The 12,176-nt window shown below is 71.0% G+C and carries 8 protein-coding genes; 3 read left to right on the top strand and 5 right to left on the bottom strand.

Going from position 1 to position 12,176, the window contains the following annotated elements; genetic code table 11:
• Window positions 1-121: 121 nt before the first annotated feature.
• The 3 genes from BGO91_RS18285 to BGO91_RS18275 form a co-directional block, all read right to left on the bottom strand.
• Window positions 122-883, bottom strand: coding sequence for an ABC transporter permease (locus BGO91_RS18285; protein WP_290474164.1), 762 nt, complete (start codon window positions 881-883; stop codon window positions 122-124).
• Entirely contained in the window at window positions 880-1,788 is a 909-nt protein-coding gene (locus BGO91_RS18280) for an ABC transporter ATP-binding protein (protein ID WP_290474163.1), read from the bottom strand. Before BGO91_RS18280 ends, BGO91_RS18285 begins: the two co-directional genes overlap by 4 nt.
• A gap of 363 nt (window positions 1,789-2,151) precedes the next feature.
• Complete coding sequence (locus BGO91_RS18275) at window positions 2,152-2,910, bottom strand: IclR family transcriptional regulator (protein WP_290474162.1); 759 nt, start codon at window positions 2,908-2,910, stop codon at window positions 2,152-2,154.
• Between the two features lie 92 nt (window positions 2,911-3,002).
• Between BGO91_RS18275 and hutH the strand changes: the two genes are divergently transcribed.
• From hutH to hutI, 3 genes are all read left to right on the top strand, one after another.
• Complete coding sequence (gene hutH, locus BGO91_RS18270; protein WP_290474161.1) at window positions 3,003-4,553, top strand: histidine ammonia-lyase; 1,551 nt, start codon at window positions 3,003-3,005, stop codon at window positions 4,551-4,553.
• A gap of 100 nt (window positions 4,554-4,653) precedes the next feature.
• Window positions 4,654-6,393, top strand: coding sequence for a urocanate hydratase (hutU, locus tag BGO91_RS18265; protein ID WP_290474160.1), 1,740 nt, complete (start codon window positions 4,654-4,656; stop codon window positions 6,391-6,393).
• Window positions 6,393-7,559 (top strand): imidazolonepropionase, encoded by a 1,167-nt coding sequence (hutI, locus tag BGO91_RS18260; protein ID WP_290474159.1) that lies wholly within the window; start codon window positions 6,393-6,395, stop codon window positions 7,557-7,559. Before hutU ends, hutI begins: the two co-directional genes overlap by 1 nt.
• A gap of 85 nt (window positions 7,560-7,644) precedes the next feature.
• On the opposite strand, the gene BGO91_RS18255 is transcribed toward hutI, so the two are convergent.
• Together BGO91_RS18255 and BGO91_RS18250 are read right to left on the bottom strand one after the other, a co-directional pair.
• Window positions 7,645-8,559: an arginase family protein gene (locus BGO91_RS18255; RefSeq protein ID WP_290474158.1), complete on the bottom strand. Its 915-nt coding sequence runs from the start codon at window positions 8,557-8,559 to the stop codon at window positions 7,645-7,647.
• A 95-nt stretch (window positions 8,560-8,654) separates the two neighbouring features.
• On the bottom strand, window positions 8,655-12,083 hold the full coding sequence (locus BGO91_RS18250; RefSeq protein WP_290474157.1) for an efflux RND transporter permease subunit: 3,429 nt from the start codon (window positions 12,081-12,083) through the stop codon (window positions 8,655-8,657).
• Between the last annotated feature and the right edge of the window lie 93 nt (window positions 12,084-12,176).

Below are 12,176 nucleotides of genomic sequence, written 5' to 3'. Positions count from 1 at the left end.
ATTCGACCGGTCGCTCACTGCCGGGCACTACTAGATCGACAATCTGCGCGTCTTGCAGTCGGACACTCGTCAGAGCATCCGAGAACAACTCGAGCCTCGAGCCCCAATAACTCAACTTCACTCACCCCTCCCGATGCGTCCGGTCCCAGCGTGCGGCGGCCAGAGCTGCCGCTGCCGTGGCAAATGTCCATACACCCCAGCCCAGCGCAGCAGCCACCGGGAACCCACCGCCTTCTGCCGCCCAAATCGATAGATCGAGTGCGTGACGAGTAGGAAGGAACGTCGACACCACGTCCAGCCACGGGGGGAATGCAGCGGGAGGCAAAAACAACCCACCGCCGAAGGCGAGACCGAGCATCAGCACTTGCACGACGGCGATAGACGTGCGCGACGACATGAGATGGCCGATGACCATACTGAGGAACATGAACGGCGCCGCAGTCGCTACGACAACCGCGACGAATATCCACCATCGTTCGGACGCGATGTGCGCTGCCGTCGCTACCAACGCCAGCAACACGACGGGCACCGCCGAGAGCAGCGCGAGAATTCCCGTCGACATCGCGTATCCGGCCATCCGCGATGCAACAGGTCCTGGCAGGCCTTTGAGGTAGGCGCCCCACGTCCGCTCCCGCGTTTGTGAGATCTCGAGTGCGAAGCCGAAAAGACTGTTCGCCATCACTCCGAAAACAACCAGGGCGACCATCGCGGATGTTGCAAAGACCGGGTTATCGGCGATCGACCGCTGGGGAACGATGAAGAAGGCGAAGGCGACGACCGGCATCCCGAGACCCAAGCCGACGCTCGCAGGCGATCGAAGGAGGTCGATCAGCTGGAATCGAGCGTGGACGAAACTCAGCCGAGCCGTATGTGCGAGGCTCATCGAAGCGGCCTCTCGCTCGTGGCACCCCGATCGGCGCGTATCACTTCGAGCATGTAGTCCTCGAGATGTCCGCGCTCGACGGTCAATCCCGCAAACGAAATGCCAGAAGAATAGAGAGCCTCCAGGAATGCATCGGGCGTTGGCGTGGATATCTCCAACAGACGGCCTTTCTCGACGACGCGATCAGCGCCCGGGAGGGCAGCGATGCGGTGTCGTTCGGAACTCTGCAGCGTGACCCGGGCGCCGGCCCTCTCTCCTATGAATTCGGAGAGAGGACCAGCTGATCGCACGCGCCCGTTGGAGAGGACGACGATCCTCGACGCGAGCATTTCGATGTCCTCGAGGTAGTGGCTTGTGACGATCACCGTTCGATCCGGAGCGCGCTGCGCTTTGATCAGATCGAGCACTTCGTGTCGCGCGTCCACGTCGAGCCCGGTCGTCGGTTCATCCAGAAGAAGGAGGTCAGGCCGACCAACACATGCCAAGGCGACGGCTACGCGCCGCCGTTGGCCCCCTGAGAGCCTGGACACGCGTCGCCTGGCCAGCGCGTGCAGTCCGAACTCGGCGATGACCTCTCGGGTCGGGCGTGATCGCGGATAGTGGGCGCCCACGTAGTCGATCACCTCGGTCGTCGTCAGCGACAGAGGGATGGCATCATCCTGCGGTGTACTCCCGATCTGAAATCGAACGAGCGGATCCGCGGGCGAGCGCCCCCACAGTCGGACCGACCCCCGAGTCGGTTGCGTCACACCCTGAATGATCCGGAGCAAAGTGGATTTGCCTGCGCCGTTGGCACCCAAGAGACCGAGCACCTCACCGCGATGAACTGCGATGTCCACATTCGAGAGCGCACGCACATCTCTGAAGAACTTGTCGACGTGATCGAATTCCACGGCCGTCTTCATGGTGCCTCCCGATGGACTAAGTCGCTCGTTCGTCCGTGTACGGAGCACAGAGCGGGTTATAAGCCGGGGTGTCCGTCATTGGATACACATAATCTAGACTTTCGCTCTGATAAATACCAGCTCTATCCATTCTTCATTTGTGAATGTACTATGCATCCTCGGGCGTTCACCACGCTGAGACTCCCCATGGGCCGTGCACGAGGGCGCCGCGCGGGGCCTCCGCTGCCAGGATCGCCTCACTCCGCGCGGCCGGCGTATGGCGAGCGTTGTCGAGGGGGAAGCAATGCATTCCGGTCGCTCACACGGCAAGGTGGATGTCCGCAGGACGTCACACCCCACGCGGCGCTCTCGCGCCCGCACGCCTCACGCCCCGCGGATGCGCCGCGACAGCTCCGCCGCCGCGTCCCGCACCCGCGCGGCGAGCGCCTCCCACTCCTCCGGCGGCACGTTCTCGCGCGGGAAGGTCACCGCGATCCCCGCGGCGGGCCACCCGGCGTGATCCCGCACCGACACGGCGACGGACGCGAAGCCGGGCGTGACCTCGCCGTCCTCCGTCGCGTAGCCGCGGGTGCGCACGTCGGCGAGCACCCGGCGCAGCTCGGCGTAGGAGTGCGGTCCGGCGCCGGTGCGCTCCTCGAAGGCGTCGCGATCGGGGTAGAGGGCGCGCAGCTGACCGGCCGGCAACGTCGCCAGCAGCGCACGCCCGCTCGCGGTCAGGTGGGCCGGTAGGCGCACGCCCACGTCGGTGACGAGACGCGGGCGGCGGGGCGCGCGCTCCTCGACGATGTAGACGACGTCGCGGCCGTGCAGCACGGCGACGTGCCCGGATTCCCCGATGGCGTCGACGAGCCCGGCGACGATCGGGCGGCCCAGCCGGCTGAGGGGCTGCTGGCGCGAGAAGGCGCTCGACAGCTCGTACGCCGCGACGCCGAGTCCGTAGCGCCGGGCTTCGGGGAAGTGCAGGACGAACCCGTGATCGCCGAGCACCGAGAGCAGGTGGTAGACGGTGGAGCGCGGCAGGCCCAGGGCGGTCGCGATGCTCGCGGCGGGCACGGGTCCGCGCTGCGTGGCGAGGTGACCGAGGATGAGCAGCGTGTTCTCGGCGGCGGGCACCTTGCTCATCGGGCCTCCTCGCTGGGTCACCGTCTGGGATCCCGGACAGAGTCGAGTGTACAACCGGCCCGCCACGGCGGCCGCGCGGCGAGGATCGGAGCATGCTCCTGACTACCGCCCCCGTCATCGTCGGCGCCGCCCCGCTCACCGTCGCGGACGTCGTCGCCGTCGCCCGCCACGACGCCCGCATCGAGCTCGACCCGAACGCGCTCGAGGCGGTCCGCGCCTCCCGCGCCATCGTCGAGGGCCTCGCCGACGACGTCGAGCCGCACTACGGCATCTCCACCGGCTTCGGCGCCCTCGCGACCACGTTCATCCCGGCTGAGCGCCGCGCGCAGCTGCAGGCCAGTCTCGTGCGGTCGCACGCCGCGGGCAGCGGGCCGGAGGTGGAGCGGGAGGTCGTCCGCGCCCTGATGCTGCTGCGTCTCGCGACCCTCGCGACCGGCCGCACCGGCGCCACGCCGCGCACCGTCGAGACGTACGCCGCCGTGCTGAACGCCGGCATCACGCCCGTCGTGCGGGAGTACGGATCGCTCGGCTGCTCGGGCGACCTCGCCCCGCTCGCCCACTGCGCCCTCGCGGCCATGGGCGAGGGCCAGGTGCGCGTCGACGGCGAACTGGTCGACGCTGCGGACGCCCTGGCCGCGGCCGGCATCGAGCCACTCGTGCTCGCCGAGAAGGAGGGCCTCGCGCTCATCAACGGCACCGACGGGATGCTCGGGATGCTGTCGCTCGCGCTGCACGACCTCCAGCGCCTCCTGACCACCGCCGACATCGCCGCCGCGCTCAGCGTCGAGGCGCTCCTCGGCACGGACGCGGTGTTCGCCGACGACCTGCAGCGTCTGCGCCCGCAGGCCGGCCAGGCGGTGTCGGCCGGCAACCTGCGCGCCATGCTCGCCGGTTCGCCGCTGGTCGCCAGCCACAAGGGCCCGGAGTGCACGCGCGTGCAGGACGCGTACTCGCTCCGCTGCTCGCCGCAGGTGCACGGCGGCGCGCGCGACACGGTCACCCACGCCACGATGGTCGCCGAGCGTGAACTGGCCTCCGCGGTCGACAACCCCGTGCTGACGCTCGACGGCCGGGTGGAGTCGAACGGCAACTTCCACGGCGCCCCTGTCGCGTACGTGCTCGACTTCCTGGCGATCGTGGTGGCGGATGTGGCGAGCATGTCCGAGCGCCGCACCGATCGCTTCCTCGACCCGGCGCGCAATCAGGGGCTGCCGCCGTTCCTCGCGCACGAGGTGGGGGTGGACTCGGGGCTGATGATCGCGCAGTACACCGCGGCGGGAATCGTCTCGGAGCTCAAGCGCCTCGCTGCTCCGGCATCGGTCGACTCCATCCCGTCGTCCGCCATGCAGGAGGACCACGTGTCGATGGGCTGGGCGGCGGGACGCAAGCTCCGCCGGGCGGTGGACGGCCTCACGCGGGTGCTCGCGATCGAGGTGCTGACGGCCTCCCGCGGCGCCGACCTGCGCGCGCCGCTGGCTCAGGGCCCGGCGACCGGAGCCGTGACCGCGGCGCTGCGGGAGCAGGTCGCGGGCCCCGGCCCCGACCGCTACCTGTCCCCCGAGATCGAGGCCGCGGTCGCGCTCGTCGCCTCGGGCGCCCTCCGCGACGCCGCCGACGCCGCCCTCCCCCACCCCCTCGCCTGACCCCAGCCCGCGAGCACAGGAAAAGTGCTCGAAAAACGGCCTCGCGCGAGCACTTTTCCTGTGCTCGGCGGCCAGAAGACGATGACGAAGGAGACGCAGAATGGACGGAGCGAGAGCAGTGCGCGCGGCACGCGGCACGGAGCTGAGCGCGAAGAGCTGGCAGACGGAGGCCCCGCTGCGCATGCTCATGAACAACCTCGACCCGGAGGTGGCCGAGCGCCCCGACGACCTCGTCGTCTACGGCGGCACCGGCCGGGCCGCCCGCAGCTGGGAGGCGTTCGACGCGATCGTCGAGACCCTCCGCGACCTCGAGGCGGACGAGACCCTGCTCGTGCAGTCGGGCAAGCCGGTCGGCGTCTTCCGCACCCACGAGTGGGCGCCCCGCGTGCTGATCGCCAACTCCAACCTCGTCGGCGACTGGGCGACGTGGCCCGAGTTCCGTCGTCTGGAGGCGCTCGGCCTCACCATGTACGGCCAGATGACCGCCGGTTCCTGGATCTACATCGGCTCGCAGGGCATCCTGCAGGGCACGTACGAGACGTTCGGCGCGGTCGCCCGCAAGCTCGCCGCACAGCGGGGCGGCTCCGACGAGCCGGGCGGCGGCACGCTCGCCGGCACCCTGACCCTGACCGGCGGCTGCGGCGGGATGGGCGGCGCACAGCCGCTCGCCGTCACCCTGAACGGCGGTGCCGTGCTCATCGTCGACGTCGACCGGGCCCGATTGCAGCGCCGCGTCGACCACGGCTACCTCGACGAGCTGGCCGACGACATCGACGACGCCGTCACCCGCGCCGTCGCGGCGAAGAACGAGGGCCGCGCGCTCTCCGTCGGCCTGGTGGGCAACGCCGCCGAGGTGTTCCCGGAGCTGCTGCGCCGCGGCGTCCCGATCGACATCGTGACCGACCAGACCAGCGCCCACGACCCGCTCAGCTACCTGCCGGTGGGGGTCACGGTCGAGGAGTGGCACGACCGCGCCGCCGCGGATCCGGAGGCGTTCACCGAGGCGGCCCGCGCCTCCATGGCGGCCCAGGTGGAGGCCATGGTCGGCTTCCTCGACGCCGGCGCCGAGGTCTTCGACTACGGCAACTCGATCCGCACGGAGGCCCAGCTCGGCGGGTACGACCGCGCGTTCGCCTTCCCGGGCTTCGTCCCGGCCTACATCCGGCCGCTCTTCGCCGAGGGCAAGGGCCCGTTCCGCTGGGCGGCGCTCTCCGGCGACCCGGCCGACATCGCTGCGACAGACCGCGCCGTCCTCGAGCTGTTCCCCGAGGACGAGCACCTGCGCCGGTGGATCACCCAGGCGGGCGAGAAGGTCCCCTTCGAGGGCCTCCCCGCCCGGATCTGCTGGCTCGGCTACAAGGAGCGCCACCTGGCCGGCCTCAAGTTCAACGAGATGGTCGCCTCCGGCGAGCTCAGCGCCCCGGTCGTGATCGGCCGCGACCACCTCGACTCGGGCTCGGTCGCCTCGCCGTACCGGGAGACCGAGTCGATGGCCGACGGCTCCGACGCGATCGCCGACTGGCCGATGCTGAACGCCCTGCTCAACACCGCCTCGGGCGCGACCTGGGTCTCGCTGCACCACGGCGGCGGCGTCGGGATCGGCCGCAGCCTCCACGCCGGCCAGGTGATCGTCGCCGACGGCACCGCGCTGGCGGCCGAGAAGATCGAGCGCGTGCTGACCAACGACCCCGGCACCGGAGTCATGCGGCACGTGGATGCGGGCTACGAGCGGGCGGTGGAGGTCGCCGACGAGCGCGGTCTGCGCGTCCCGATGCGCGAGCACGCCGACCGCGTGCGCGCAGCCCGGGAACACGCCGCCCGGGAGCGCGAGGCGAACTGATGCCCCGCGCGACGCTCCTCACCGGCATCGGCGAACTCGTCACCTTCGACCCGGCGCATGACGGACCCCTCGGCCTGGTGCGCGATGCCGCGATCCTCAGCGTGGACGGGCGCGTCGAATGGACCGGGCCTGCCGCGAGCGCCCCCGTGGGCGATGCCGACGAGCTGCACGATGCGCGTGGGGCCGCGGTGATCCCCGGCTTCGTCGACAGTCACACGCACCTCGCGTTCGCCGGGGATCGCGCGGCGGAGTTCGAGGCGCGGATGGCGGGACGGCCGTATTCCGCGGGCGGCATACGCAGCACCGTCGCGGCGACGCGAGCGGCCTCCGACGGGGAGTTGCGCAACCAGCTCAGCCGGTTCGCGAGCGAGCTGCGCGCCCAGGGCACGACGACCTTCGAGGTGAAGAGCGGCTACGGGCTCACCGTCGCCGACGAGGAGCGCGCCCTGCGCCTGGCACGGGAGGTCACCGCCGAGACCACATTCCTCGGCGCGCATGTGGTCCCGCCCGAGTACGCCGACCGTCCCGACAAGTACGTCGACCTGGTCACCGGGCCGATGCTCGATGCCTGCGCCCCCCACGCCCGCTGGATCGACGTGTTCTGCGAGACCGGGGCGTTCGACCCCGAGCAGACCCGTCGCATCCTCGCGGCGGGAGCAGAGCGCGGGCTCGGCCTGCGCGTGCACGCGAGCCAGCTCGGCCCCGGCGACGGCGTCGCCCTCGCGGTCGAGCTGGGCGCGGCCGCCGTCGACCACTGCACCTACCTCACCGATCGCGATGTGGAGGCGCTGGCCGGTTCGAGCACCGTCGCCGGCCTGCTCCCCGGTGTCGAGTTCTCGACCCGGCACCCGTATCCCGACGCCCGCCGCCTGCTCGACGCGGGCGTGCGGGTCGCGCTCGCGAGCGATTGCAACCCGGGCTCGTCCTTCACCTCGTCGATGGCGTTCTGCATCGCCGTCGCCGTGCGCGACATGGGGATGACGGTGCCGGAGGCGCTGCGGGCGGCGACGCTCGGCGGCGCGGAGTCGCTGCGCCGGGACGACGTCGGACACCTGCGTGCCGGCGCCCGCGCGGATCTCGTGGTCCTCGACGCGCCCTCGTACGTGCACCTCGCGTACCGGCCCGGGGTGCCCCTCGTGGCGCGCACGGTCATCGGCGGCGCCTAGGCCGCCCATCCAGTCGTCACAACACGCCGCGCAGTTCAGCCGGCATGCGGCGTGTTGTGACGACTGGATCGCACGCCCGGCCGGCTCAGGAGGCGCGCGCCGCCACTCCCGCAGCGGCCTCCAGCACCAGCAGCGCTGCGAGCCGCACCGTCCGCTCGTCAGCGGCGTCGGCCGTGGCATCCACCTCGGCGATGTCGAGCGACCGCACCAGCGGGGAGGCCGCCGCCAGCCGCGCGACGCGGCGCAGCTCCCACGCGGCGAGCCCACCGGGCACCGACGCCGGGCATCCCGGGGCCACGGAGCGGTCGCACACGTCCACGTCGAGGTCCACGTGCACCGGACCGCCTGCCGCACCCGCGATCTCGAGCGCCTCCGCCATCACGTCCTCCCACGGCCGCCCGTGCAGCGCATCGCGCGTGACGACCGTGATGCCCAGGTCCGCCGCGCGACGCGTGTACGCGGCCGAGTTGGCGAAGTCGGCGATGCCGATCTGGACGACGCGCGCACCCGCGAGCCCGGCCTCCACCAGCCGCCGCACCGGCGACCCGTTCGAGACCCCGTCGCGCAGATCGTGGTGGGCGTCGAGCGTGATCAGCCCGGCCGTTCCGAGGTCGGCGCCGTACGCGCCCAGAGCCGCGGGAACGGTGAGCGCGTTGTCGCCCCCGACCGCGACGGTCACGGTCGACCGGGCGGCGGCCTCCCGCATGGCGGCGGTCGCGCGCGCCTCGCCCTCCTCGCCATCCGGCTCGGCCACGTCTCCCGCGTCGGCGAGCCGAAGCTCTTCGACCGCGAGCCCCGCGGCCTGCTGGGAGTAGCGACGCAGGGCCGCGCGCACCGCCCCGGGCGTCTCGTGCGCGCCGGTCGCCGACAGCGACGTGCGCCAGGTCGGGATGCCCAGCAGCGTCAGGTCCGCCCGCGCGCCCTCGGCCAGTGAATCGAGGGCCGGCCAGTCACCCGCCCGGGGCCACAGGGGGTCGACGGACAGCGCGCTGGTGCTCATAGCGCGACGATACCGAGCGGGGGATGCGCGGGCCGGTGAGCCCGCGCATCCCCCGTCTGGGATCCCGGACGACGTGTCGATCGCCCGGGACGCTCTCAGAGCTGCTGGCCGCCCGCGGGCGGGGTGAACACCGGCGGCAGCGGGCCGGAGACCGGCACGACGCCGCCGGTCGCACTCGGGCCTCCCGTGACGGGCTCGCCCGCGCCGGGTCCACCCGTCGAGCCGTCGCCGCCACCGTCGCCGCGCTTCGCCGACCGCCGCGCCTCGCGGCGCTCGCGCGCACCCTCGACGAGGTTGTAGAGCGTCGGGAGCACGACCAGCGTCAGCACCGTGGAGGAGATCAGGCCGCCGATCACGACGATCGCGAGCGGCTGCGAGATGAACCCGCCGTGGCCGGTGAGGCCGATCGCCATCGGGGTGAGCGCCGCGATGGTCGCGAGCGCCGTCATCAGGATCGGGCGCAGACGGCGGGAGGCACCGTGCACGACGGCCTCGGAGACCGAGAGCCCGCGCCTGCGGTACTGGTTCACCAGGTCGATGAGCACGATCGCGTTGGTCACCACGATGCCGATCAGCATCAGCACGCCGATGAGGGAGGCGACGCCGAGCGGGATGCCCGAGACGATCTGCAGCAGGATGGCGCCGGTCGCCGCGAACGGCACCGAGACGAGCAGCAGCAGCGGCTGGCGCAGCGAGCGGAACGTCGCCACCATCACGATGTAGACGATCAGGATGGCCGCCAGCAGCGCGAGGCCGAGCTGCGCGAAGGCGTCGGTCTGGCTCGACGAGACGCCGCCGATCGTGGCCGTCGCGCCCTCCGGCAGCTTCGCCTTGGCGAGCGCCTTGGTCACGTCGCCGTTCGCCACCGAGAGGTTGTCGGTCGCCGGGGTCGCCGTGACCGTGGAGGTGCGCAGGCCGCGCTCCGAGGTGACGGTGGCCGGTCCCTTCGCCTCTTCCACGGTCGCCAGCGTGCTGAGCGGCACCACACCGGTCGCGGTCGGGATCTGCAGGTCCGCGAGCGCGGCGACGGTCGTCGGCGCGTTCGAGTTCTGGATGTAGATCGTCAGCGTCGTGTTGTCGATCGCGACCGTGCCGGCCTGGGTCGGCTGCATCGCCTGCGAGACGATGGTGCCGACGGCGACCTCGCTGAGGCCCGCCTCCGCCGCCTTGGTGCGGTCGACGGTCACCGCGATGTACGGCAGCGAGGCGCTCAGGTTGTCGGTGACCTGCTTGAGCGACGAGTGCTTCTTCAGCTCGGCGACGATCGAGTCGGTCGCCGTCTGCAGCTCCTGGCTCGTGCTCGCGGTGACGTCCACCTCGATGTCGCTGGAGGCGCCGAACCCGCTCTGCGACGACACCTGGATGGTGCCCTGGTCCTTGATGGAGCCGAGCTCGCTCTCGATGGTGTTCTGCAGCTTCTCCTGATCGGCGTCCGGATCGGTCGTGATCGAGAAGGTCGTGCTGCCGCCACCGCCGCCCGCGAAGGCGTCGCGCAGGGAGGAGCCGCTGGAGCCGATCGACACCTGCACGGTCTCGACGCCCTTCGTGTCGAGCAGCTTCTGCTCGACCGACTTCGCGGCGTCGTCCTTCGCCTGCAGGCTCGCGCCGGGCTCCAGGGTCTGGGTGATCGTGAGCGAGTTCTGGCCGCTCGCGCCGAGGAAGTTCGTCTTCATCAGCGGCGCGAGGAATCCGGTCCCGACGAGGACGACGAGCGCGATGATCATCGTGATCGCCGAGTGCTTCAGCGTCCAGCGGATGATCGGCAGATAGCCCTTCTGCAGGCGCGACGGGTGCTCGAGCTCGTCGTGACCGGAGGCGGCGGCCTCCTCGACGGTCAGGTGCGCCGCCTCGTCGTCGGCCGCGCCGCCCTCGTGCTTGCGGGCCTTCGGAGCGCGCAGGAACCAGTAGGCGAGCACCGGGACGATCGTCAGCGCCACGAGCAACGACGACAGGAGCGCGATGGTCACGGTGAGGGCGAACGGCCGGAACAGCTCGCCGGTCACGTCGCCGACGAACGCCAGCGGCAGGAACACCGCGACGGTCGTGATGGTGGAGGCGGTGATCGCGCCCGCGACCTCCCGGACCGCGCGGACGATCGTGACCGCCCGGTCGGCGCCGGGCACCAGTTGTCTCTTGATGTTCTCGATGACGACGATCGAGTCGTCGACCACACGGCCGATCGCGATCGTCAGCGCGCCGAGCGTGATGATGTTGAGGGTGTACCCCGTCGCCCACATCACGACGAACGTGATGAGCACGCTGGTCGGGATGGAGATCGCCGTCACCAGGGTGGAGCGGATCGACAGCAGGAACACCAGGATGACGATGACCGCCATCACGAGGCCGAGCAGGCCCTCCTCGGTGAGCGAGTTGATCGACTGGGTGATGAACGGGGCCTGGTCGAACACGACGGTGATCTTCGCGTCCGAGCCGAGCTTCTTCTGGAGGTCGGGGATGAGCTCCGTCACGCCGTGCGAGACCTCGACGGTGTTGGCGGAGGGGAGCTTCGTGACCGCGATCGTGAGCGCCGGCTTGCCGTCGACGCGCGAGATGGAGGTGATCGGGTCGTCGGTCTCGGCGACCGTCGCGACGTCGCCGATGGTCGGCGGTGTGGTCGGCTCGGCGGCCGCGGCTGCCGCATCGGCGGCGGCGGATCCCGTGGCACCGGTCGCACCGGTCGCGCCCGTGGCACCCGTCGCGCCGGCCGCACCGGAGGCACCCGTCGCACCGGAAGCGCCGGACCCCGACGCCCCCGAGCCCGACGCGCCCGCGCCCGCCGTCGCGCTGCGCACCAGCGGCAGCGCCGCGATGTCGTCGACCGACGCGAGCTGCTTGCCCGACTGGATGGAGAGGGTCTTGCCGTCCTCGGTGATCGAGCCGCCCGGGAGCAGCACGCCGTTCTGCTGCAGGGCGTCCTTCACGGCCGAACTGCTCACTCCCGCCGCGGCGAGCTTGGCCGCGTCCGGGGTGATGGTGATGCGCCGGCCGACCTCGCCGACGAGCTGCGCGTCGTTGACGCCCGTGACGTCCTTGATGTCGGGGAGGGCGAGCTTCGTGATGTCGTCGGCGAGCGTCCGCTGGTCGCCGCTGCTGCTGACCGCCAGCTGGATGACGGGGAGGTCGTCGATGCTGCCGGAGACGACCTGGGGCTGGACGCCCGAGGGGAGGGTCGACGAGATCTGGTTGATCGCGCGGTCGATCTTCTGCTCGGCCGTCGCCAGGTCGGTGCCGTAGGTGAACTTCGCCGTGATGATCGACTGGTTGGTGCTGCTCACCGCCGAGGTGCTCTCGAGGTCGGGGACGCCCTGGATGGCGGCCTCGACCGGGGTGCTCACGTCGTTGTTGACGACCTCGGGCGACGCGCCGGGGTAGGTCGACACGATGGCGAGCTGCGGGAACGAGATCGAGGGGATCAGTTCCTGCTTCAGATTGGCGAGCGCGAGACCGCCGAACACGGCCGCCACGATGGTGACGAGCGCGATCAGCGCGCGGTTCTTCATGCTGAGCACAGCGAGAAAGTGCACGGATGTTCCCCTCAGCGGGTGTGGATGCTGGACGTGCGGCATCGATGACGCAGGTCCAGCATCTCATTGCAGAAGGTGCAAGTTCCTCATGCC

The organism is Leifsonia sp. 71-9 (assembly GCF_001898805.1).
Lineage (GTDB): Bacteria > Actinomycetota > Actinomycetes > Actinomycetales > Microbacteriaceae > Leifsonia.
The sequence above is the reverse complement of the archived record's forward strand: the minus strand, read 5'-3'. Positions and strand labels throughout refer to the sequence as shown.